Annotated in this window: 22 protein-coding genes; 15 read left to right on the top strand and 7 right to left on the bottom strand. The window is 70.5% G+C overall.

Annotated elements, in window-relative coordinates:
* Positions 1-671, top strand: a 671-nt coding sequence (locus G5S38_RS12730; protein WP_268921077.1) for a glycosyltransferase, incomplete at its 5' end; no start/stop codon positions are given.
* A complete protein-coding gene (locus G5S38_RS12725) occupies positions 668-1,495 on the top strand; it encodes a glycosyltransferase family 2 protein (protein ID WP_165069285.1) in 828 nt (275 codons plus the stop codon). The genes G5S38_RS12730 and G5S38_RS12725, both read left to right, overlap by 4 nt.
* Positions 1,496-1,778: 283 nt before the next feature.
* Here the strand turns inward: G5S38_RS12725 and G5S38_RS12720 are convergent, their stop codons facing one another.
* From G5S38_RS12720 to G5S38_RS12710, 3 genes are all read right to left on the bottom strand, one after another.
* Positions 1,779-2,885 carry a fatty acid desaturase family protein gene (locus tag G5S38_RS12720; RefSeq protein WP_165069283.1) on the bottom strand — a complete coding sequence of 369 codons (1,107 nt, stop codon included), beginning with the start codon at positions 2,883-2,885 and terminating at the stop codon, positions 1,779-1,781.
* A 205-nt stretch (positions 2,886-3,090) separates the two neighbouring features.
* Entirely contained in the window at positions 3,091-3,525 is a 435-nt protein-coding gene (locus G5S38_RS12715) for a DUF1810 domain-containing protein (RefSeq protein WP_165069281.1), read from the bottom strand.
* 55 nt (positions 3,526-3,580) lie between these two features.
* A complete protein-coding gene (locus G5S38_RS12710) occupies positions 3,581-5,236 on the bottom strand; it encodes a catalase (protein ID WP_165069279.1) in 1,656 nt (551 codons plus the stop codon).
* 156 nt (positions 5,237-5,392) lie between these two features.
* Between G5S38_RS12710 and G5S38_RS12705 the strand changes: the two genes are divergently transcribed.
* From G5S38_RS12705 to G5S38_RS12660, 10 genes are all read left to right on the top strand, one after another.
* Positions 5,393-5,608 carry a YozE family protein gene (locus G5S38_RS12705; RefSeq protein WP_165069277.1) on the top strand — a complete coding sequence of 72 codons (216 nt, stop codon included), beginning with the start codon at positions 5,393-5,395 and terminating at the stop codon, positions 5,606-5,608.
* Between the two features lie 106 nt (positions 5,609-5,714).
* Positions 5,715-5,918, top strand: a complete 204-nt coding sequence (locus G5S38_RS12700; RefSeq protein ID WP_165069274.1) for a hypothetical protein — start codon at positions 5,715-5,717, stop codon at positions 5,916-5,918.
* A gap of 119 nt (positions 5,919-6,037) precedes the next feature.
* Positions 6,038-6,679, top strand: a complete 642-nt coding sequence (locus G5S38_RS12695) for an ABC transporter permease (RefSeq protein ID WP_165069272.1) — start codon at positions 6,038-6,040, stop codon at positions 6,677-6,679.
* Positions 6,672-7,943, top strand: a complete 1,272-nt coding sequence (locus G5S38_RS12690; RefSeq protein WP_165069269.1) for an ATP-binding cassette domain-containing protein — start codon at positions 6,672-6,674, stop codon at positions 7,941-7,943. The genes G5S38_RS12695 and G5S38_RS12690 overlap by 8 nt, the downstream gene beginning before the upstream one ends.
* Positions 7,936-8,703, top strand: coding sequence for an ABC transporter permease (locus tag G5S38_RS12685; protein ID WP_165069267.1), 768 nt, complete (start codon positions 7,936-7,938; stop codon positions 8,701-8,703). The genes G5S38_RS12690 and G5S38_RS12685 overlap by 8 nt, the downstream gene beginning before the upstream one ends.
* Positions 8,703-9,773 (top strand): glycine betaine ABC transporter substrate-binding protein, encoded by a 1,071-nt coding sequence (locus G5S38_RS12680; RefSeq protein ID WP_165069265.1) that lies wholly within the window; start codon positions 8,703-8,705, stop codon positions 9,771-9,773. The genes G5S38_RS12685 and G5S38_RS12680 overlap by 1 nt, the downstream gene beginning before the upstream one ends.
* A gap of 19 nt (positions 9,774-9,792) precedes the next feature.
* Positions 9,793-11,352 (top strand): serine hydrolase domain-containing protein, encoded by a 1,560-nt coding sequence (locus G5S38_RS12675; RefSeq protein WP_165069263.1) that lies wholly within the window; start codon positions 9,793-9,795, stop codon positions 11,350-11,352.
* Positions 11,353-11,354: 2 nt separating this feature from the next.
* The gene (locus tag G5S38_RS12670) at positions 11,355-12,938 is read left to right on the top strand and encodes a Na+/H+ antiporter (protein ID WP_201276679.1); all 1,584 of its coding nucleotides are present in this window, start codon (positions 11,355-11,357) and stop codon (positions 12,936-12,938) included.
* A 138-nt stretch (positions 12,939-13,076) separates the two neighbouring features.
* Positions 13,077-14,021, top strand: a complete 945-nt coding sequence (locus tag G5S38_RS12665) for a quinone oxidoreductase family protein (protein WP_165069259.1) — start codon at positions 13,077-13,079, stop codon at positions 14,019-14,021.
* Positions 14,022-14,257: 236 nt separating this feature from the next.
* The gene (locus G5S38_RS12660) at positions 14,258-15,790 is read left to right on the top strand and encodes a DHA2 family efflux MFS transporter permease subunit (protein ID WP_165069257.1); all 1,533 of its coding nucleotides are present in this window, start codon (positions 14,258-14,260) and stop codon (positions 15,788-15,790) included.
* 106 nt (positions 15,791-15,896) lie between these two features.
* Here G5S38_RS12660 and G5S38_RS12655 read toward each other — a convergent pair whose 3' ends face one another.
* A complete protein-coding gene (locus G5S38_RS12655; protein WP_165069255.1) occupies positions 15,897-16,736 on the bottom strand; it encodes an aldo/keto reductase in 840 nt (279 codons plus the stop codon).
* Positions 16,737-16,840: 104 nt separating this feature from the next.
* Positions 16,841-18,850 carry a S9 family peptidase gene (locus tag G5S38_RS12650; protein ID WP_165069253.1) on the bottom strand — a complete coding sequence of 670 codons (2,010 nt, stop codon included), beginning with the start codon at positions 18,848-18,850 and terminating at the stop codon, positions 16,841-16,843.
* Positions 18,851-18,960: 110 nt separating this feature from the next.
* Here G5S38_RS12650 and G5S38_RS12645 point away from each other — a divergent pair, with 110 nt between their 5' ends.
* Positions 18,961-19,395: a nitroreductase family deazaflavin-dependent oxidoreductase gene (locus tag G5S38_RS12645; protein WP_165069251.1), complete on the top strand. Its 435-nt coding sequence runs from the start codon at positions 18,961-18,963 to the stop codon at positions 19,393-19,395.
* 56 nt (positions 19,396-19,451) lie between these two features.
* Complete coding sequence (locus tag G5S38_RS12640; protein ID WP_328796742.1) at positions 19,452-20,234, top strand: alpha/beta fold hydrolase; 783 nt, start codon at positions 19,452-19,454, stop codon at positions 20,232-20,234.
* Between the two features lie 254 nt (positions 20,235-20,488).
* Here the strand turns inward: G5S38_RS12640 and G5S38_RS12635 are convergent, their stop codons facing one another.
* Positions 20,489-21,322, bottom strand: coding sequence for an SDR family oxidoreductase (locus G5S38_RS12635; RefSeq protein ID WP_165069249.1), 834 nt, complete (start codon positions 21,320-21,322; stop codon positions 20,489-20,491).
* Positions 21,323-21,407: 85 nt separating this feature from the next.
* Positions 21,408-22,439 carry an NADPH:quinone reductase gene (locus G5S38_RS12630; RefSeq protein ID WP_165069246.1) on the bottom strand — a complete coding sequence of 344 codons (1,032 nt, stop codon included), beginning with the start codon at positions 22,437-22,439 and terminating at the stop codon, positions 21,408-21,410.
* Positions 22,440-22,499: 60 nt separating this feature from the next.
* Here G5S38_RS12630 and G5S38_RS12625 point away from each other — a divergent pair.
* Positions 22,500-23,430, top strand: a 931-nt coding sequence (locus tag G5S38_RS12625; RefSeq protein ID WP_165069244.1) for an EamA family transporter, incomplete at its 3' end; no start/stop codon positions are given.

Here is a 23,430-nt window from a genome sequence, read left to right as displayed (position 1 = left end):
AGTGGCAGAAGAGCAAGGACCCGCCGCAGGCGCGCCCCTACGACGCCGCGGACCGCCGCGTCGCCCCGTGGCCCGACGGGCGGCCGCTCGCGCCGTCGCTCGCCGCCGTCGCGCGCAAGGTCGCCGCGGTGGGCGGCATCTCGCGCTTCGACGGGCGCGCGAGCGGTGGGGCGGGTGCCCGCACGGACGGGAGCGTCCTGCTGCTCGGCGGCGGCGGGTCGTCGCCCGTGACGGCTGAGCAGCTCGCGGCGGCGGCATCCATCACCCCGACCGCGACGTGGAGCATGCTCGGGGCCGGCGGCGACGGCGGGCGGATCGCCGGCGTGCGGGCCCTGCCGTGGACCGACGACCCGTGGCCGCTGCTGTCGACCGCCGGGGTCGTCGTGGCCTGGGCCGGGCAGAACAGCGTCGCCGACCTCGCCGCCGCCGACGCGCGCGCGATCGTGATTCCCCAGCCGCGACCGTTCGGCGAGCAGGATGCCACGGCCGCCGCGCTGGACGACGATGGGCTCGCCGTCGTGGTGCCGCAATGGCCGGAGGCCGCGGAATGGCCGGGGCTGCTCGACGCGGCACTCGCGCTGGACGTGGATTGGGCGCGGTGGCAGGTGCCGGGGGCGGCCGCCCGCGCCGCCGCGGTGATCGCCGGCGTCGCGATGGCGGGGCTGTCGTGATCGCGTCGATCTCGCTGTGCTCGTCTGGACGGCTCGCGCACCTCGAGGCGCAACTCGCTGCCGTGTCCGATACCTCCGGCGTGCTGCCGATCGTGGTGTGGCTCGGCGACGACGCCCCGCCCGCGGTGGACGGCGTAACCGTTGCGCGGGTGGCGCCCGCGACCGGGGCGGCTGGTTTCGGGCCCGCTGGGGCGTTCCGGCTGGCCGCCGCGCGTAACGTCGGTGCCGCGCTGGCGATCGATGCGGGGGCGGACCTGCTGGTGTTCCTCGACGCAGACTGCATCCCCGGTCCCGAGCTCTTCGCACGCTACGTCTCGGCGGCCGAGGAGCATTCCGACGCGGTGCTGTGCGGGCCGGTCACCTACCTGCCAGAGGGGATGACGTCGGTGGATGCCGCCTCCCTCGTCGCCGCGACGGCCCCGCATCGCGCGCGCCCGAACCCGCCCGCGGGCGGGGTGACGATCGCCGCGGCATCCGACTACGCCCTCTTCTGGTCGCTGTCGTTCGCCCTCACCCCTGACACCTGGGCTCGGGCTGGCGGATTCCACGAGGCATACGTCGGCTACGGCGGCGAGGACACCGACTTCGCGTGGACCCTGCGCGACCGGGGCATTCCGCTGGCGTGGGTCGGCGGGGCGCACGCGTACCACCAGTACCACCCGACCTCGTCGCCGCCCTGGCACAACATCGACGACATCGTGCGCAACGCAGGGCTGTTCTTCGACCGCTGGGGCGAATGGCCGATGTCGGGTTGGCTGGCGGCGTTCCAGGAGGCCGGCGCGGTCGACCTGGTCGACGGCCGCTGGGCGCGCGTCGCCCGCTGAACCCGGGGTGCGCGGTGCCCGGGGTGCTGGGTGCCCGACGGTGCTGGGTGCGGGCTACTGGGTGCCGGCGACCGGGCGACTTTCACTATTCAGGAATTCGAATGCCGGCAGGGGATGCCGCGGCGGCGGTGACGGCCGGAACGCGGCATCCACGTCCCTGAAATCCGCACCATTCCTGAATTCTGGCCGTCCCGGCGCCGCCGTTCCTGAATTCTGGCCACTCCGGCACCACCCATTCCTGAATGATGACAGCAGCGCAGCGCAGCGGTCGGGCGGGGTACGGTCAGCGCCCGAACGACGCCGAGGCGGGGCAGTCGAACGGGTCGCCGCCGGCCGCGAGGCCTACCCGGTTGAGGTACGCGACCACGATCGCGTACGAGGCGAGCAGCGTCGTCTCGGTGTAGGGAATGCCGTGCGTCGCGCAATACTCCTTGGCGATGACCTGCGCACGCTTGAGCGCGGGGCGGGGCATGTTCGGGAACAGGTGGTGCTCGATCTGGTAGTTGAGCCCGCCCATGTAGATGTCGGTGGCCCAGGTGCTCTTGATGTTGCGCGAGGTCAGCACCTGGCGGCGCAGGAAGTCGACCTTGGCGTCCTTGGGAAGGATGGGCATTCCCTTGTGGTTCGGGGCGAACGATGCCCCCATGTAGACGCCGAATACGGCGAGCTGCACGCCGATGAACGCGAATGCCATACCGACGGGAAGGAACGCGAACACCACGACGAGGTACGCGATGAGGCGCACCGAGACCATCGAGATCTCGAGTCCGCGCCGGTCGACCTTGCCGCGACCGAACACGGTGCGCAGCGACGTCACGTGCAGCGCTATCCCCTCGAACACGAGCAGCGGAAAGAACAGCCAGCCCTGGCGACGGATGATGGCGCCGCCGAGACCGCGGGCGCCCGTCGCGTCTTCCTCCCGGAAGGCCAGCACGCCGGGCCCGATGTCGGGGTCCTTGCCGACGACGTTGGGGTTCGCGTGGTGGCGGGAGTGCTTTGTCATCCACCACGAGTAGCTGATGCCGACGAACAGGTTGGCGAGGGTGCGGCCCGCGACGTCGTTGGCGCGCCCCGAGGTGAACACCTGGCGGTGGGCCGCCTCGTGGGCGAGGAACGCGAACTGGGTGAGGATGATGCCGAGCGCGGCGGCGATCAGCAACTGGAACCACGAGTCCCCGAGCAGGATGAATCCCGTGATCGCCCCGCCGAGCGCCACCATGATGGCGCTGAACATCAGGGCGTAGAAGCCGACGCGGCGGCGCAGCAGGCCTGCTTCGCGCACGACCTTGAGCAGCCCTGAGTACTCAGTGGTGGGGTTCGCCCCGCCACCGCCGCGCTTGGGCCTGGTGAGCACGATGCGTGGGGGAATGGATGCTACGGCCTCGGTCATGCGGAATCACACTCGATCGTCTCGGCCTCGCGGCGCGGGTGGAGGGGTTCGGCGAAAACCGACCCGTTGTCACTGCGTCGCGAATGAGGCGACGACCAGGAGACCGGGTCTGAGGTAACCACGAACGAGTCTTACAGACGCCGTCGTGCGCCGCCTGTGAGGCACGCGGGAGACTCGCTGAATCGGTGCAGACGGCTCGCGCGCGTCACGCCTGGTCGAGGATTCGGTCGGTCGCGGCATCCACCCGGCCGTCGAAGTACCGGTCGAGTACTCGCGCGAATGCGGGGTGCGCGGGGTCGGCGCGCAGGAACAGGGTCATGCTCGAGCGGAGCTTCTGGGCGTCGATCGATCCGAGGAGGGCGACGGCGGAGTCCGTGGTGCTGGCCGCGACCAGCTCGGCACCCTCGATGAGGCGCGGGCCCAGCACGGGGTGCGTGAGGTAGGCCCTGGCCTCAGCGAGGGAGGCGATGGCATAGAACCGGGCGGTCGGGCTGGAGCCCAGGCCGTCGACCTGCGGAAAGACGAACCACATCCAGTGCCCGGTCTTGCGACCGCCCGCGAGCTCGGCCATCGCCCGCTGCCACACGCCGCCCGCCTGCGCGGAGACGAACCGTTCGAGGTCGTGGTCGTCTCCGCGCATGCGTGCCTGCTCTCGTGCTGGTGATGCTGGTGGTGCTGGTGCTACCGGTCGGTGATCAGGCCAGCACGAGGCGCTCGTTGGGAACGCAGTGCGTCATGATGAGGCCCTCGACGTCGCGCGGCCCGTTCGAGCCGAGGTGCGCGAGGCGCTCGAGTTCGGCGTCGGAGAGCGTCTGGCTCGCGAGCGGCGGGAGGTCGCGCACGTCGTCGGCACTGATGCCGAGTCCTTCGCCGACCCTGGCCCCGAGCGAATCCTCGACCATGAAGAAGTGCCACACCATGCGCTCCTGCACCTCGCGGCTCGCCTGCGAGATGAGGTCGGTGAGGTTGGCGACCAGGTCGTCGCGCTCCCAGCCCTCCATGAGCAGGAAGCGCTGGCCGGCCTGCGTGTAGTCGTCGGTGCGCGGGATGCGCTTGCGCGTCAGGCGACCGGTGATCTCCGGGCCCTGGTCGTCGTGTGTCGGGTAGGTTCCCTCGCGCAGCCCTCCGGTGATCGACGGCTCGTAGTTGACGTGCGGGTTCTCCCCGCCGCCATCGACGTGGTAGGTCATCTGGCCGTCGCGCTGGTTGGTGGCGACCCTCGCGTTCTTGGCCTGGTTGACCGGGAGCTGCAGGTAGTTCGTGCCGACCCGGTAGCGCTGCGCGTCGCTGTAGGAGAAGGTGCGGCCGACGAGCATCTTGTCGTCGGAGAAGTCGAGGCCGTCGACGAGCACTCCGGTGCCGAACGACAGCTGCTCGTTCTCGGCGAAGAAGTTGCGCACGTTGCTGTTGAGCACCATCTTTCCGACGGTGAGCGGCGGGAAGTCGTTCTCGGGCCACAGCTTGGTGTCGTCGAGTGGGTCGAAGTCGAGCTCGGGGTGCTCGTCATCGCTCATCAGCTGCACGCGGAGCTCCCACTCGGGGAACTCGCCGCGGTCGATGGCCTCGTAGAGGTCCTTCGATGCGTGGCCCAGGTCACCGCCCTGCACGACCGCGGCGTCAGCCTCGGTCATGCTCGAGACGCCGACGGACGGGATCCAGTGGTACTTGACCAGGTGGGTGTCGCCATCGGCGTTGACCCACTTGTACGTGTTGACGCCGAAGCCCTGCTGGGTGCGGAAGTTGGCCGGGATGCCGCGCGGGCTGAACAGGTTCATCAGCATGTGCATCGACTCTGGGGTCTGCGACATGAAGTCGAAGATGCGGGCCGGCTCCTGGCGGAACGTCACCGGGTCGGGCTTGAGGGAGTGGATGACGTCGGGGAACTTGATGGCGTCGCGGATGAAGAACACGCCCATGTTGTTGCCGACGAGATCCCAGTTGCCGTCCTCGGTGTAGAACTTGACGGCGAAGCCGCGCGGGTCGCGGGCGGCCTCCGAGGAGTCGCGCCCACCGATGACGGTGGAGAAGCGGATGGCGAGGTCGGTGCGCTTGCCCTCCTCCTGGAAGAGCTTCGCGCGGGTGTACTTGGCGATGGGCTCGTCGCCCCACGTGCCGGTGGCCTCGAAGTAGCCGAAGGCGACGGCACCGCGCGCGTGCACGACCCGCTCCGGGATGCGCTCACGGTCGAAGTGGCTGATCTTCTCGAGGAACTGGTAGTTCTCGAGCGTGGCGGGGCCCCTGGCCCCGACGGTGCGCTGGTTCTGGTTGTCGTAGACCTGATGTCCCTGCCGGTTCGTGAGGATCTCGCGGTCATCTCCGTCGGCGGGGGGCTGCGATGAAACGTCAGTCATGGGTCTTCTCTCTCGTCAGCGGTGGTGGTTCAACGCTAATTATCCCGATGGCCGGGGTCGAATCCTGCTCGAATTCGACGGTCGCCTCTGTGAATCGCGTAGGAATCGTGGTAGGCCACGGTGTCAGACTGGAGCTCCCACTCGAAAGGAATCACCATGACCGACACATTCCGCAGCTGGCTTCTCGCGCAGGTCGACCGGTCCGACGAGGTCGGTGAGCTCGCGGCATCCGTCAAGGACGACACCCTCTTCCCCGAGCACGGCGGCAAGGCCATCTACGACGGCTACTTCAGCTCGGACTCCGAGTCGAAGGAGGCCCACGCCGCGTTCGAGCGCGCCTGGGACGAGTTCGAAGGCGCGCCCCTCGGCTGAGGCCGTTCGCGCTGCGCGTTCCCGCGCACGCCCGGGATAGTAGGGCGAAAGCGGGGTACGCGCAGCCCCCTCGACCGTTTACGTGCGGTGTGGTTGTGTCACAACCATGAAACGTGGATTCGTCGCCCTGGTGCTCGTGCTCGTCGGAGTCGTGATGCTCGTCATCGCTGCCCTCGCAAGCCCGCTGTTCGTCGTCCTTCCCGATGAAACGGGCGCGACCATCGGACTCGCACTCATGGTCGGCGGGGCAGTACTGCTCGTCGCGGGCCTGATCGTGAGGCTCACGGCCCCTCGTCTTCCGAAGGAATAATGCGCCCATAGCATGGGACCTCAAGTTTGACCTGAGCCCGCGAGTGCTCGAAGGTGGGGTGCACGTGATGCCCCCGTTCGGGGGCGTAATCCATCCCCTACCCCGAGACGAGGGCTGCAATGGCAGATTTTCTCGGCAGCAGATTCGACCAGATCGCGTTTGCTTCGTGGCAACACCTGAGCCTGGTCGTGCAGTGCCTGCTCCTGGCGACGGCCATCGCCATCGCCGTCGCGGCGGTCGTCTACCGCAGCCGGCCGCTCAGCTCCGTCGCCAACACGGTGACGGCGATCGGGCTCACCATTCCCGCGTTCGCGCTCGTCGGCTTGCTCGTCGCGCCATTCGGCTTCGGGGTACCCCCCGCCCTCGCCGTCGTGACGTTTTTCGCGATCCTGCCCATCCTGCGCAACGCCATCGTCGGCCTGACCGGGATCAACCAGTCGGTCGTGGAGTCCGCCCGCGGACTCGGCATGAGCCGCTCGAGCATTTTCCTGCGCGTCGAGCTGCCGCTCGCCTGGCCGGTGATCCTCGGGGGCATCCGCGTCTCCGCCCAGATGGTGATGGGCATCGCCGCTATCGCGGCCTACGTGCTCGGCCCCGGGCTCGGCGGGTTCATCTTCTCCGGCCTGTCGCGCCTCGGCGGTGCGAACTCCCTCGAGTCCGTGCTGACCGGCGTCATCGGCGTCGTCGTACTCGCCCTCCTGCTCGACCTTCTCCTCGTCGGCCTCGGCCGACTGACCACACCCCGAGGTATCCGTGTCTGAATCCGCCGTCTCCCGCCCATCCACCGGCACGATCAGCGGTAAGTCGATCGTGCTCGACAACGTGACCAAGCAGTACCCGGGGCAGTCGTCCCCCGCCGTCGATGGCGTAACCCTCGAGATCCCGGCCGGCAAGATCGTGATGCTGGTCGGCCCGTCTGGCTGCGGCAAGACGACGACGCTCAAGATGATCAACCGCCTCATCGAGCCGACCAAGGGCCGCATCGTGCTGGGCGACGAAGACGTCACGAGCATCGGGGGCGATGAGCTGCGCCGCCGGATCGGCTACGTCATCCAGGCCGGCGGGCTGTTCCCGCACATGACCGTCGCGGCGAACATCGCGATCGTTCCCAAGATGCTCGGTTGGGACAAGGGCCGCATCGCCGCGCGGGTCGACGAACTGCTCGAGCTCGTCTCGCTCGACCCCGCGCAGTATCGCGACCGCTTTCCGAAAGAACTGTCGGGAGGCCAGCAGCAGCGCGTCGGCGTGGCGAGGGCCCTCGCCGCCGACCCGCCAGTGCTTCTCATGGACGAGCCGTTCGGCGCCGTGGACCCGATCACCCGGCAGCGCCTGCAGGACGAGCTGCTGAGCATCCAGGAAGAGGTGCAGAAGACCATCGTGATCGTGACCCACGACTTCGATGAGGCCGTGAAGCTCGGTGACTGGATCGTCGTCTTCACCGAGGGGGCACGCATCGTGCAGTACGACACCCCGGAGCGCATCCTCGCCGAGCCGGCCAACGCGTTCGTCGAGAACTTCATCGGCTCCGGCGCCGGGCTCAAGCAGCTCACGCTGCGCCGCGTCGGCGAGGTCACCCTCGCGGACGCCGTGACCGTTCATGCCGGGGAAGCCGCGGCGTCTGCCATCGAGAAGATGGAGCGAGCCGACCACAACCACGTCGTCGTGCTCGACGACCGGGAACGCCCAGTGCAGTGGCTCTCGCGGCGCCAGCTCGCCAGGCTCGACACCCTCACGGACGTGCCGGAGGACAAGCTCCCCGTCGTCGGCCAGGGCGCGACCCTCAACGACGCGCTCGACACCATGCTGGTCTCGAGCGCGGGTGCCGCCCTCGTGACCGGCCGGCGCGACGTGTTCCTCGGGGTGATCACCGTCGAGACCGTGATGGACGCCATCACCGCCGCGCGGGCGTCAGCCGCGGCATCCATCGGTGGCCCAGTGGGCACCAACTCAGACGCCATCCCCACCGTGGCGCCGGACGCGCCGACGTCAGCCGGCTCGTCGATGTCGCAGGCGCACGATGACTGACGCCGCCGTCGAGGCGCGCGTCACGACGGTCGGCGGCGCCGCCACCTGGAAAGGCCTCATCGTGCAGCCCGCGGCGATCGCCGCGGTGCTGGCCGGGTTCCTGGTGTGGCTGAACCTCGCGCCGCTGACGGCGTCTGAGCGGTCGACGCTGGATCCCGCATCGCTGTGGGGGTCGACGCTCGAGCACCTGTCGCTGACGTTCGTGGCGGCATCCATCGTTCTCGTCATCGCCATCCCGCTCGGCGTGCTGCTGACCAGGCCAGCGCTGCGCCGCCTGCGCGGACCGGTGCTGTTCATCGCGAACTTCGGGCAGGCCGCACCGGCGATCGGCATGATCGTGCTGCTCGCCATGCTCATCACCTCCGGCTACTGGGCGTCGATCGTCGCCCTGGTGATCTACGCGGCACTGCCCGTGCTGCGCAACACCGTGATCGGCATCCTCGGGGTCGACAGCAGCCTCGTCGAAGCCGGGCGCGGCATGGGGATGAGCGCGGCCTCGGTGCTGTTCAGGGTCGAGCTGCCGTTGGCCGTTCCGGTGATGCTCGCCGGCATCCGCACCGCCCTCGTGCTGCTCGTCGGCGCCGCGGCGCTCGCCGCCTTCGTCAACGGCGGCGGGCTCGGACTGCTCATCACGACCGGCGTCAACCTGTACCTCTTCAGCGTTCTCATCTCCGGGGCACTGCTCATCGCCCTGCTCGCGCTGACCATCGACTGGCTGGGACGCGTCGTCGAACACGTCGCCCGCCCGAAAGGCCTCTGATGACCGAGCACCGACACTCCCCCGCACGCAATTCGCTCGGGCGCCGCTGGCTGGGGCGCCGCTCGCCCGGGCGCCGCTCGCTCGCTGGCCGTTCGCTCGCCGCCACCGCCGTCGTCGCTGCCGGCCTCGTCGCCCTCACCGGGTGCGGACTGCAGCCGGCCACCGCATACGTGCCCGACGTCGGACCCGGCACGATCGAACCGCTTGCCAGCGCCGAGGGCACCATGATCACCATCACGTCGAAGAACTTCACCGAGCAGCTCATCCTGGGCAAGATCGCCGTCATCGCGGCACGCGCCGCAGGATTCGAGGTCGAAGACAAGACGAACGTGCCGGGCAGCGTTCCGGTGCGGGAACTGATGACCTCGGGCGGCGCCGACATGACCTGGGAGTACACCGGCACGGCGTGGCTGAGCTTTCTGGCAGAGCCCGAGGGGATTCCGGACCAGCAGGAGCAGTACGAGGCCGTGCGCGACGCGGACGAAGCCAACGGGCTCACCTGGCTGGAGCCGGCACCGCTCAACAACACCTATGCGATGGCCGTGCGCACCGAGGCGCTGCCCGAGCTCGGCGATGTCAGCACGCTCTCGGAGATGGCGGCCCTGCCGGTCGACCAGCGCACCTTCTGCATCGAGGCGGAGTTCAACTCGCGCGCCGATGGCATGAACCCGATGCTCGAGGCCTACGACCTCGAACGCGGGTCGGCGGAGGGCGTTCCCGACGACAACGTGATGATCTTCGACACCGGCGCCGTCTACACGGCCACCGACCGGGGAACCTGCAATTTCGGCGAGGTGTTCACCACCGACGGCCGCATCGACAAGCTCGACCTGACCATCCTCGAGGACGACCGCGGGTTCTTTCCGGCCTACAATGTCGCGCCGGTCTTCTACACCGAGACCCTCGAACAGCACCCCGAGCTCGCCGACATCTTCGCGCTGATCTCGCCGTCGATCACCGACGAGACGCTCCGCGAACTCAACCTGCGTGTCGACGACGCCGGCGAGGAGCCAGCGGAGGTCGCCTACGACTTCATGGTCACCGAGGGATTCATCACGTCGATCGAGTGATCGGCCTCAGAATGAGGGGATGACACGAGCCAGGATCCTCCCCCGCAGCACGCCCCGCGCCGAGGGAGTCGACGCCGCTGGCGTGAGCGCGTTCCTCCGCGCGGTCGAGGCCAGGCGACTCGAACTGCACAGCATCATGCTCGTGCGCCACGGCCGGGTAGTAGCCGAGGGCTGGTGGAAGCCGTACTCCGACGATCAGCCGCACTCGCTGTTCTCGGTCAGCAAGAGCGTGACGGCCACGGCGGTGGGATTCGCGATCGACGAGGGCCTGCTCACGCTCGACGACCGGATCGTCGAGCTCCTGCCGGACGACCTCCCGGCGACGGTCGGCGAGAACCTCGCCGCGCTGCGGGTGCGTCACCTGCTGACCATGACGACGGGCCACGCCGCCGACACCGTGGACGCTGCCCACAACGCCCCCGACGACAACTGGGCGAGGGCGGTGCTCGCGGTGCCCCTGGAGCATGCGCCGGGCACGCTCTTCGTCTACAACACCGGTGCCACCTACCTGCTGTCGGCGCTCCTTACCCGGCTGACCGGCGAGCGGCTGCTCGACTACCTCACGCCGCGCCTCTTCATGCCGCTCGGCATCACCGGGGCGCGCTGGGAGCGCTGCCCCCGCGGTATCGACGTCGGCGGCTGGGGGCTGAGCCTCACCACCGAGGAGGTCGCCGCGTTCGGCCAGCTCTACCTGCAGCGCGGCCGGTGGAACGGACGGCAGGTGGTGCCGGGGCACTGGGTCGACGAGGCGACCGCACTGCAGGTGCCGAACGGCGACCCGGCGACACCGCGGCACGACGCGCAGGGCTACGGGTACCAGTTCTGGCGCTGCCGCGGCGGCGACGCCTACCGCGCGGACGGCGCATTCGGCCAGTTCTCGATCGTGTTCCCCGGCCACGACGCGGTGCTCGCCGTGACCAGCGGCGTGCCAGACGGCCACGACATCCTCGACCTGGTGTGGGAGTACGTGCTGCCTGCGCTGTCAGGCGAGGGCGCGGTCGGCGGGGCCGCGGCGGGCGGGGCTGCGCTGTCCGGCCCCGCGGCGCTCGTCGCCGATGACGCCCTGGCCGATGCCCTGCTGCGGCTCGACCTGCCGCTGCCGGCCGGCACCCCGACGTCGCCGACCGCGGCGAGGGTAGGCGGCATCCGTTATCAGCTCGATGACGGCGACCTGTGGGGCGTGCAGCTGACCGAGGGCGTCGGCCGCACCACGATCACCATCACCGATGCCGCGGGCGACCACCACATCGCCTGCGGGTTCGACACCCGGCTCTTCGGGCGCACCACCCTCGGCACCGGCGACGTGACGCGCGCGCCCGGCGACCTCGCCATCGCTGCGAGCGGGGCATGGGTGGATGCCACCACCTTCGTCGCGCGCATCGACGGGTACCAGACGCCGTTCTGCTACACGGTGACGCTCCGCTTCGGTCCGGGCGCGGCTGCGACCGCGGTGCCGAGCGATGCCGCCGGGTTGGGCGACGCGGCGGGCACGGTGCACCTCGAGCTGCGCGCCAACGCGTCGTTCACCGACACGCTGCTCGCCAGCCAGCACGGACACGCCGTGCCCGCGATGGGCTGACCGTGGACCCCGTCGCGGTCGTCAGCTGGGTCGTCTCGTTCGTGGTCGTGACCGTGATCGTGACGGGGCTGTCGCGGCGGGCCGGCTGGTCGGCACCCGTCACCCTCGTGCTGGTCGGCGCGGCGGCATCCTTCGTGCCTGTCGTACCCGAGGTGCAGATCGAGCCGGAGCTCATCCTGTATGCGCTGCTGCCGCCGCTGCTGTTCGCGTCGGCGATCCGCACCTCGCTCGCCGACGTGCGGGCGCGGCGCGCGAGCATCCTGCTGCTGTCTGTCGGGCTGGTGGCGTTCACGGTCGGCGTGGTCGGGCTCACCGTGTGGGCGATCCTGCCCTCGGTGGGTCTCGCGGCCGCCCTGGCGCTCGGGGCCGTCGTCGCCCCCACCGACGCGGTCGCCGTGACCGCGACGGCCGGTCGACTCCGGATGCCGCGGCGCATCGTCACGGTGCTCGAGACCGAGAGCCTGATGAACGATGCCACCGCGCTTGTCGCCCTCAACGCCGCGATCGCCGGCATCCTGGCGGTGCTCAACCCGTGGGATATCGGCATCCAGTTCGTCGTCGCCGTGCTCGGCGGGGCCGCGGTCGGCGTGGCCGTCGGCGCGGTCCTCGGGGCGGTGCGCAAGCGGCTGCACGCGCCGGTGCTCGACACCAGCCTCTCGCTCGTGACCCCGTACCTGGCCTTCATCCCGGCCGAGGCGTTCGGCGGGTCGGGCGTGCTCGCCGTCGTGGTCGCCGGGCTCTACCTCGGGCATCGTGCGCCGCTGATCCAGTCGGCCGAGGCCAGGATCGCCGAGTCGATCAATTGGCGCACCATCCGGTTCCTGCTCGAGAACGCGGTGTTCCTGTTCATCGGGCTCGCGCTCTCCGGCATCCTCGCCGGGGTGCAGGATTCCGTGCTCGGCGGGTGGGAGATCGCCGGGCTCGCGATCGGTGCCCTCGCGGCCGCGGTGGTCGCCAGGGTCTCGTTCGTGATGGCCGCCACTGCCCTGTTCGAATTCGGGCCGCGCGCGCTGCGGTCGCGGCGGTGGGGGTTCCGCACCGGCGCGGCCGTCTCGGCGGCTGGCATCCGCGGGGTGGTGACCCTCGCCGCCGTCTTCCTGCTGCCGCCGGAGACCCCGGAGCGCGAGGTGCTGCAGCTCGTGGCCTTCGTGGTCGTGGTCGGGTCGCTGCTCGGCGGGCTGGCGCTGCCCACCATCATCCGCGGGCTGCGGCTGCCCCCTCCGGACGCCGACAGGGAACGCGACGAGGCGCAGTCCCTGATGGCCGAAGCTCAGCAGGCGGGACTCGCGAGGCTCGACGCCGAGGCGACCGACGCCGACGAGGAGCGGGTGCTGCAGCGGCTGCGCGCCAACGCGGGTTTCGTGCTCGACGCGCTGAACGACAGCACCGACGACGACACCGAGTCGGCGACGGCCGCGTATGCCCGGCTGCGCCGCGCGATGATCGAGGCCGAGCGCGAGGTCATCATCGCGGCGCGGGCCGAGAACCGCTACGAGGATCGCGCGGTGCGGGCGGTGCTCGCCGCCATCGACGCCGAGGAGACCGCGCTGCGGGCGAACGGTCCGCGCGCCCCGCGCCGCGACTAGGGCCGACCGGGCACGGCCGGCCCCGCACTGTGCCATGTCGTGACGCGCGCTCGTCTCCCGTGCCAGAGTGGGCCAGCCGGCTCGCTCATCGGCTGCGACGGCGCAGACACCCACCACCCACGGAATTGTGAGGCCCCCATGGCACGCATCGTGCAGTACACCGAGTTCGGCGGACCCGAGGTGCTCCACCTCGTCGATGTTCCCGACCCCCAGCCCGCCGCGGGCGAGGTCGTGGTCGCCGTCGAGGCCGCCGGCCTCAACCCCCTGGACTGGAAGGTGCGCGCCCGCATCCGCGAGACCGGCGAGATCACGACGCCCCGCCGACCCGGCTTCGACGGTGCCGGCGTCATCGCCGCCGTCGGCAGCGACGTGACCGGGTGGTCGGTCGGCGACGAGGTGGTGATCGCGGGGGCCACCGGCACCTACGCCACCCTGCTGGCCGTCGACACCGCCCACATCGACCCGAAGCCGGCGTCGCTCAGTTTCGCGCAGGGCGCCGCGATCGGCGTGCCCATCGGTACCGCGTACCAAGTGCTGCGCTCACTCGGGGTCAGGGCAGGCGACGTGCTGCTCATCCACGGTGGATCGGGCGCGGTCGGCCAGGCCGCCATCCAGTTCGCCACCGCGTGGGGCGCGACCGTGATCGCCACGGCGCGCCGCGAGAACCACCAGCGCATCGCCGAGCTGGACGCCATCCCGGTCTCCTACGGTCCCGGCCTGCTGGAGCGCATCCGCGATGTGGCCCCCGGCGGGGTCGACGTCGTGCTCGACGGGGCAGGCACCGACGAGGCCCTCGATGCCTCGTTCGCGCTCGTCGCCGACCGCAACCGCATCGGCACCATCGTGGTCGGCGCCCGGGCGGCCGAACTGGGCATCCGCGCGTGGTCGGGCGGCAACCCGGTGCCCCTCACCGAGGAGGAGCAGCGCGACCGCAAGGACGCCGTTCGGGTGGTCGGCGACCTCGTCGGGCGCGGCAGGTTCGAGATCGAGATCGGCGCGGAGTACCCGCTCGATGAGGCCGTCGAGGCGCACCGCCGCAGCCAGGCCGGCGGCATCCGCGGCAAGATCGTGCTCATTCCCTGAGTCGCGCCGGGATCGGGGCCGGGTCGGGTCGGTGCGGCCTGGCGTGGTCGGGACAGGTCTGCCACGGTGGGGCAGACCGGGCCGCCACGCAGATCGTTCACCTGCCCGTAACGCGCCTCGGGGCCCGCGCGGGAATAAAGGCCGGGTGGATGCCGCTTGCCTCATGGCACCCGCCACGCCGCGCCGACCCGGTCGCGCCGATCCCGTGGCCCATCACTCTGCCCGACGGGAACCCCATGACAGACACCTCCCCCATCACGGTGCCGAAGCGCACGGAGCCGCAGCGCACGGAGCCGCAGGCCGGTTCGACGACCGCGACCCCCGCCGACGGACGGGGTTCGACGGCGGCACGCGACCGGCTCGTCATCACCGTGCTGCTCGTGTCGACGTTCATCGTGATCCTCAACGAGACCATCATGGGAGTCGCCCTCCCCCGCCTGATGGACGACCTCGACATCACGGCCAGCGCCGCGCAGTGGCTCACCTCCGCCTTCCTGCTCACCATGGCCGTGGTCATCCCGATCACGGGGTACCTGCTGCAGCGGTTCAACACCCGCCCGGTATTCATCACCGCGATGAGCCTGTTCAGCCTCGGCACGCTGGTCGCCGCGATCGCGCCGGGATTCGCCGTGCTGCTCATCGCCCGCGTGATCCAGGCCAGTGGAACGGCCATCATGTTCCCGCTGCTGCTCACCACCGTGCTCACCCTGGTCGAGCCCGCGGCCCGCGGACGCATGATGGGCAACATCTCCATCGTCATCTCCGTCGCCCCGGCGATCGGCCCCACCATCTCCGGCCTCATCCTGTCGGTCTTCGATTGGCGCTGGATGTTCATCCTGGTGCTGCCCATCGCCCTCGCCGCCCTCGGCCTCGGCGCCCGCCTGCTGCAGAACATCACCACCCCGGTGCGCAAGCCGATCGACGTGCTGTCGGTCATCCTGTCGGCGATCGGATTCGGCGGCCTGGTGTTCGGACTCAGCACCATCGCCGAAAGCGGCGACGAGGCATCCATCCCCGGCTGGGTGCCGCTCGCGATCGGCGTCGCCGCCCTCGCCCTCTTCGTGCTGCGCCAGCTCACCCTGCAGAAGCGCGACGCGGCCCTGCTCGACCTCCGCACCTTCACCTCGCGCAACTTCTCGCTGGCCGTGGTGCTCATGGCGATCAGCATGATGGCGCTGTTCGGCACGATCATCCTGCTGCCCATCTACATGCAGACCGTGCTCGGCCTCGACACGCTGGGCGCCGGACTGCTGCTGCTTCCCGGCGGCCTGCTGATGGGGCTGCTCGCCCCCATCGTCGGTCGCATCTACGACCGCTCGGGGCCGACCGTGCTGCTCATCGTCGGCTCGACCATCGTCAGCGCGGTGTTCTGGGCACTCACGATGGTGACCGAGAACACCCCGACCGGATTGCTCCTCGCCGCCCACATCACGCTGAGCCTCGGCCTTGCCCTGCTGTTCACCCCGCTGTTCAGCGCCGGCCTCGGGTCGGTGCGCCCGAAGCTCTACTCGCACGGCAGCGCGATCGTCGGAACCGTGCAGCAGCTGGCCGGCGCGATCGGCACCGCGCTGTTCGTCGCCGTGATGGCCGCCGTTTCGCTGGGCATGGAGATGGATGGCGCATCCGAGGTCGTCGCGACGGCCGCCGGCGTTCGGGCGGCATTCCTGTGCGGTGCGATCATCTCGCTGTTCGCCATCCCGGTGGCGTTCATGGTTCGCAGGCCACCGGAGTTCGCCGACGCACCCGCGACCATGCCGGGCGGTCACTGACCGACGCGGCAGCGCCCGGCACCGCCGGCAGAAACAAAGAACCCGACCGGCTCGCGCCGGTCGGGTTCTTCGTGTGCACCCGCGGGATCACTCCGGCGGGTGGGTGCTACTTGCCCGGGACGTAGTTGAACTCGTCGGGGTTCGGGCCGGTGCGCTCGTCGCGGTTCAGCGCGGTGATCGCGGTGACATCGTCGGCGGTGAGCTCGAAGTCGAACAGGGCGAAGTTCTCCTCGACGCGGCTGCGGGTGACCGACTTCGGGAAGACGATGTCGCCGCGCTGGATGTGCCAGCGCAGCGTGACCTGCGCGGTGGACTTGCCGACGCGCTCGGCGATCGCGGCGATGACGGAGTCGTCGAGCACCTTGCCCTGGGCGATGGGCGACCATGCCTCGGTGGCGATGCCGTTCGTGGTGTTGAACGCGCGGAGGTCATCCTGCGTCAGGTACGGGTGCACCTCGATCTGGTTGACCGACGGAACCGTTCCGGTCTCGTCGAACAGGCGCTGCAGGTGGTGGGCCTGGAAGTTCGAGACGCCGATGGACTTGACGCGACCGGACGCCTTCATCTCTTCGAGGGCCTTCCAGGTCTCGACGAAGTCGCCGACGGCCGGGAGGGGCCAGTGGATGAGAAACAGGTCGACGTACTCGGAGCCGAGGGCCTCGAGGGTTCCGTCGAATGCGGCGAGCGCCTCGTCGCGGGCGTGGAACCCGTTGTTGAGCTTGCTGGTGACGAAGATCTCCGAGCGGTCGATGCCGGAGGCTGCGACGGCTTCGCCGACCTCCTTCTCGTTGCCGTACATCTCGGCGGTGTCGATGTGGCGGTAGCCGACCTCGAGCGCCCCGAGGGTCGCCTTCTTGGTGTCGGATGGCTCGATCTGGTAGGTGCCGAATCCCAGCTGGGGAATCTGGACGCCGTCGTTCAGGGTGATGGTGGGTACTGAGGTCATCAGGTGTGGCTCCTTGTCTTCGTGATGCCCGCGGCCGTCATCCGGCCAGCGCGCTCCTTTCGCCCAACGCCGGTCGGGGGGCGAGAGATTCCCTGAGCGGCGAATTACTTCGCCGCGGGTTCGGTGCCGGCGTCGCCCGCGAGCTCGATGCGCGGCACCCCGACGGGGTCGAATCCCATCACCTGGCCGTAGAACGAGAGCTCGGCTTCGGTGGCGCTGACGATGGTCTCGGCCCGGCGGAACCCGTGTGACTCGCCCTCGTAGGCGATGTAGGCGTGCGGGATGCCGCGCTCCATCATCGCGTCGCGGAACATCTCCGCCTGCGACGGCGGAACGATCGGGTCGTCGAGCCCCTGCAGCAGCAGCACCGGCGTGGTGAGGCCGGCCACGTTGTTGACCGGGGCGCGCGACTGGTACAGCGCCTCGGCCTCGGGCAGCGGACCGATCAGGCCGTCGAGGTAGCGCGACTCGAAGTCGTGGGTGTCGCTCGCGAACTGGGTGAGCTCCGCGACCCCGTAGTACGAGGTGCCTGCCGCGAACACGTCGGAGCTCGTGAGCGCCGCGAGGACCGTCCAGCCGCCGGCCGATCCGCCGCGGATCGCGAGCCGGTCGCGGTCGGCGAGCGACGCATCCGCAAGTCCGAGCACTGCCGAGATGGTGTCGTCGACGTCGACGATTCCCCACTGGCCGCGCAGTCGCTCCCGGTACTCGCGGCCGTAACCGGTCGACCCGCCGTAGTTCACGTCGATCACGCCGATGCCGCGGCTGGTGAAGTACGCGATCGCCGGGTTGACCGTCGCCGAGACGCGCGAGGTCGGGCCACCGTGCACGAACGCGACGTAGGGCGGCACTTCGCCGTCGGGCGCGGCGAAGTCGGGGTTGCGCGGCGGGTAGACGAAGGAATGCACGTCGCGATCCCCGGTGAACGTGCGCGCCTCGGCGACCGGCAGGAAGGCGGCATCCGGCAGGTCGTCGACCGCCAGGCGCACGTCGGTGAGCGCGCCGGTCTCGAGGTCGAGCACCCGGAGGCCGGTCGGGATGCTCGCGCTGCCGCCGGTGACGAGCACGCGGGTGCCGCGCACGGCGCCCAGCGCGATCGTGGTGAGGGGCTGCTCGACGGTGCGCGCGTCACCGGTGGTCGGATCGACGACCACGAGGCTGTCGTCGCCGAGGGTGCGCACCGCGAGGATGCCGCCGTCGGTGAGCTGCGCGTGCCAGCGCATGCCGAGCATCCACAGGGCGCCGCCGTATTCGGCGTCGTCGGCGCGCACGACGCGGCGGGAGCCGTCGAGGCCGAGGCGCTCGAGGTTCCACCAGCCGCTGCGGTCGCTGATCGCGGTGAGGGTGTTGTCGTCGACCCACTCCGGCTGCAGCAGCGACTCGGTCGTCGACCCGGCGATGGTGCGCCAATCGCTCCCGACCACGCCGTCGACGAGGGCGCCGACCCGCAGCTCTGTGCCGTCCCACGGCATTCGCGGGTGCTCCCACGCGATCCAGGCGAGGTGGGTGCCGTCGGGCGAGAAGCGCGCGCCCGCGACGAAGTGCGAGGCGGAGACGATCGAACGGATGCCGCGGCCGCCGCCTGCAGCGTCGTCGCTCGCCGCGGAGCCGTCGACCGGCACTGCGACGATGTCGCGGGTGAGGGTGCTGCCCGCGGGCGTGGTGCTGTCCGCGGGCGCCTGGCCCGGGTGGGTCTCGCGCACCGCGATGACCTCGTCGCCGCGGATGCTCAGCTCGCCGAACCGGTAGCTGGCGCCGTCCGGCCCCGCGGCCGGGGTGATCGGCACCGGGGTGTTCGAGCCCGCATCGAGACGGTACAGGCGCTGGTCGGTGAACTCGGAGAACACCAGCGTGCCGTCGGGGGAGACCGCCCACGCTCCCCCGCCGTACTCGTGCACCCGGGTGCGGGCGTTCCACGGTGCGGGCAGCACGTCGACGACGGCGCCATCGCGTTCGGTGCGCACGGCGAGCCTTCCGCCCTCCGCTGGCCGCAGCTCGAGCCACCAGATGTCATCGCCGACCCAGGCGCCGCCCGATACGGGGTGGCCGCTGGCGGCGAGGTCGTGAGCGGAGATGGGCGAGCGCCAGGAACCGAAGGGGGCTGTAGTGGTCATCGGTCCATTCTGCCGACAAGCCTCGCGGCCGTCGCGCCGCGGCGCTCGGCAGTCGTCGGCTCGGCTGCCCGGCCGCGGAATAGACCATGCTCCCGGGCGTTGCACTTCACATGCCACTCACAGGGGAATACGAACCGAGCACGTCCGACTGGGCCCGCGAACAGGCGGAGACCTACGAGAACTCCGGCGGAACCGAGGGTACGACGCTGCGCGGCATGCCCGTCATCATCCTGACGTCGGTCGGGGCGAAGTCGGGAAAGCTGCGCAAGACGGCACTCATGCGGGTGGAGCACGACGGCGAGTACGCCGTCGTCGCCTCGCTGGGCGGCGCGCCGAAGCATCCAGTCTGGTATTTCAACCTCGTCGCGCACCCGCACGTCGAACTGCAGGACGGGCCGGTGAAGCGTGACTACGAGTCGCGGATCGTGACCGGCGACGAGCGCGCCCTGTGGTGGGAGCGGGCCGTAGCCGCGTACCCGGACTACGCCGACTACCAGGAGAAGACCGAGCGCGAGATCCCGGTCTTCGTGCTGACCGCGATCTAGGCCGTCGTGGTCGTTCGAGTGCGTGGCGGGGCACTGGCCGCGGGGCAGGTCGCCGCGTGAGCCTGCTTCCGGGGATGCCCGACCCGGTGTTCGTGATGTCGGCGGAGGGGTACCGGCTCGCCACCTACGAGTTCGGCGGGCCCGACGCGCCCGTGGTGTTCGCCGTGCACGGCTTCGCGTCGAGTGCGTTCGCGAACTGGCAGGCGACCGGGTGGATTCGCGAGCTCACCCGTGCCGGATTCCGCGTGGTCACGCTCGACCAGCGCGGGCACGGCGCGAGCGACAAGCCGCACGACCCCGGCGCGTACACGATGGAGGCGCTCGTCGACGACGTGCTCGCGGTGCGCGACGCGTACCTGCTCGACGAGATGGCGTTCGTCGGCTACTCGCTCGGCGCCAGGGTCGGCTGGCATGCCGCCGTGGAACTGCACGTGCACATCACCCGGGCGGTGCTCGGCGGCATTCCCGACGGTGACCCGCTCACGCGCTTCGACGTGGCTGCGGCGCGCGCGTTCATCGCCGACGGCACCCCGATCGTCGACCGCCTGACCGCGACCTACCTCGAGATGGCGGGGGGAATGCGCGGCAACGACCTGTCGGCGCTGGTGAGCCTGGTCGAGGGCATGCGCGGGGGGCCGCAGCCCGATGCCGCGAACCCGCCGCAGCAGCCGGTGCTGTTCGCGACCGGCAGCGACGACCCGATCCTCGCGCAGTCGCGGGCGCTGGCGGAGGCGGTTCCGCGCGGCGAGTTCTTCGAGGTGCCGGGCCGCGGGCACTTCTCGGCGCCGACCTCGCGCGAGCTGCGTGCCCGCGCGCTGGCGTTCCTCGCCGCGCGCTGAGCTTTCACTATTCAGGAACGTGCCGGGCGAATGTTCCATCATTCAGGAACCCGCGCGGCGCTTGTCTCAGCATTCAGGAGAATCGGCGGCCGGAGCGCACGAGTGCGACGGAATGGGGCCGGGGCGCAGCATCCACACCCCCACTGTCCCCACCTGTTCCTGAATGATGAGAGCGATGGATGCCGCGCGGCGTGCACCGCGCAGCATCCGCCGTACATCAGCTATCGATCGCCCCCCGCGTTACCCGCGGCGAGCTACTGCTCGCCGCCCTGGGCACGCACGGCGACGGGCTGCCACGTCTCCCAGGTCGCGATGCGGCTGGCGTAGTCCGCCGACGCGATGCCGAACGGGGTGTCGCCGAAGAACACGCGCAGCGGCGGCTTCTCGGCGTCGACGACCTCGAGGATCGCGCCGCGCGTGGCGACCGGGTCGCCCTGCGTCTGCTGGCGGGATTTCCGGGCCTCCGCGGCGGCGGCGCGCACCGGGTCGTACGCGGGTAGCTTGTCGGAGTGCTGCGCCGACGAGCCGCTCCAGTCGGTCGAGAATCCGGCGGGCTCCACGAGCGTCACGTGGATGCCGAACTGCGACACCTCCTGCGCGAGCGCCTGCGACATGCCCTCGAGCGCCCACTTCGACGCGTTGTAGATGCCGACGTTCGGGAATGCCGTGATGCCGCCGATCGACGACACCTGGATGACGTGCCCGCTGCCCTGCTCGCGCATGATCGGCAGCGCGGCCTGGGTCACCCAGAGCGCCCCGAACACGTTCGTGTCGATCTGCGCGCGGGCCTGCTGCTCGGTGAGCTCCTCGATCATTCCGAAGTGCCCGAACCCGGCGTTGTTCACGACGATGTCGATGCGGCCGAACCTGTCGCGCGCCTCGGCCACGGCCGCGAAAGCGGCGTCCCGGTCGGTCACGTCGAGCTGCAGGGGGTGGATGCTGTCGCCGTACGTGTCGACGAGGTCGGACAGGCTGTCGACCGACCGCGCGGTCGCCGCCACCCGGTCACCGCGGTCGAGCGCGGCGATGGCCCACTCGCGGCCGAAGCCGCGCGAGGTGCCGGTGATGAACCAGACTTTTTCACTCATGATGTCTCTTCTTTCGGGGGGGGTGGGGGGGGCGACGGCCGGGGTGGAGACGACCGGGTGACGACCGGCGGGATTCAGTGCCGGTCTATTCGGTGCCGACCGCGATCAGTACCTTGCCGACGATGGCGTTCTCGACGGCCTCGTGTGCGTCGGCCGTGCGCTCGAGCTCGAAGTGGTGCAGCGGGAGGCCGGCATCCTCTCCGACCGGGAGGGCGCCGTCGACGAGGGCGGCGTTGATGTCTTCGGCCGCGGCATCCAATTCGGCCTGGCCGACCGTGTACAGCAGCAGGAACTGGTAGCGCACGTTGAGCGCGAAGTAGCTGCGCACGTCGAGCGTCATGGTGTCTCCACCGTCGTTCGCGTACACCGCGATGACCCCGCGGTTGCGGATCACGGCGATGTCGAGCTCGGCGTTGGGTGCCGGAGCGACCTCGACGATCAAGTCGACGCCGTCGGGGGCGATGCGGCGGATCTCGGTGGCCGCGTCGGTCGCCTTGTAGTCGACGACGTGGTGCGCACCGGCGGCGGTCACCAGGGCGGCCTTCGCGTCACTGCTGACCGTCGTGATCACGGTCGCGCCGGCCCAGCGGGCGAGCTGGATCGCGGCGTGGCCGACCGCTCCGGCACCACCGGCGACGAGCACGGTCTTGCCGTCGAGCGCGCCGGGGGCGAGCCGCCGCGGACCGTCCTCCGCGACGGTGAGGGCGCGGTGCGCGGTGATGGCGGGAACGCCGAGGCTCGCGCCGATCTCGAAGCTGGCGCTGTTGGGCAGCGGGTAGACGCGGCTGACCGGCAGCACGCTGTACTGCTGGGCGGTGCCGCCCGCGGCGAGCTCTGCCGCGGCGAGCGCGAGCCAGACGCGATCGCCGACGGCGAAGCCCTCGACCCCTGGGCCGACGGCGTCGATGACGCCCGCGCCGTCCTGGTTGGGCACGACCTCGGCAAACGGGGTCGCCTCGCCTGGGCCGCCTCCCCGGCGGGACTTCCAGTCGGTGGGGTTGACGCCCGAGTAGACGATGCGCACCCGCACTTCACCGGCGGGCGGTTCGACCATGTCACGGTCGACGAACTGGAGTACGGATGGGTCACCGGTCTGGCTGTACACGATTGCTTTCATACCGGGTGCAACGCGGCGGGGCCGAAATCGTTCCCTCCCGGCTCGTGGCAGTGTTGACGGGTGACGACCAGACACACCCTCCTCGCCCTGCTCGTCGTCACCATCTGGGGGCTGAACTTCGTCGTCATCGACGAGGAGCTCACCGACGTTCCGCCGCTGGTGTTCCTCGCGCTGCGCTTTCTCCTGGTCGCCATCCCCGCGGTGTTCGTCGTGCCCACCCCGAAGCTCGGCTGGCGCACCGTGCTGCTCATCGGCACCTTCCTCAGCTTCGGGCAGTTCGCGTTGCTCTACATCGCCCTGGCGCTCGGGATGCCGGCGGGGCTCGCCTCGCTCGTGCTGCAATCGCAGGTCGTGCTCACCGTCATCGTCTCGGCGGCACTGCTCGGCGAGCGGCCGACCCGGCGCCAGGCGGTGGGGATCGTGATCGGAATGGCGGGACTCGGTGTCGTCGTCGTCGGGCACGGCCAGTCGGCGCCGTGGCTGCCCCTCGTGGTGACCGTCCTCGCCGCGCTGTCGTGGGCGATCGGCAACGTGCTGAGCCGGCGCGCCCGGGTGGCATCCGGGCTCTCGCTGGTGGTCTGGTCCGGCCTGATCGTGCCGGTACCGAGCCTCGCGCTCGCCATGGTCGTCGACTCCCCCGCCGTCGTGCTGGAGTCGCTCACGTCGCTGTCGCTGGTCGCGATCGGCAGCACCCTGTACACCGCGATCGGGGCGTCGCTGATCGGCTACACGATCTGGAACGGCCTGCTCGCGCGGTACCCGACGAGCGCCGTCGCGCCGTTCACCCTGCTCGTGCCGATCCTCGGAATCGCCGCCGCGTGGTTCGCCCAGGGCGAGGTTCCGACGACCACCGAGGTCGTGGGCGGCGCGATCATGCTGGGAGGGCTCACCGCCGCCGTGCTGAACCCGTCGTGGCGGCGGCGCGGGCCGGGCGGCCAGGCCGGTGCGGGCGGTGCGGGCGAGCCGGGCGGGCCGGGCGGGCCGGTTACGT

Origin of the sequence: Marisediminicola senii (assembly GCF_011057645.1) — a bacterium.
In the GTDB taxonomy this organism is placed as follows: Bacteria; Actinomycetota; Actinomycetes; order Actinomycetales; family Microbacteriaceae; genus Marisediminicola; species Marisediminicola senii.
The sequence above is the reverse complement of the archived record's forward strand: the minus strand, read 5'-3'. Positions and strand labels throughout refer to the sequence as shown.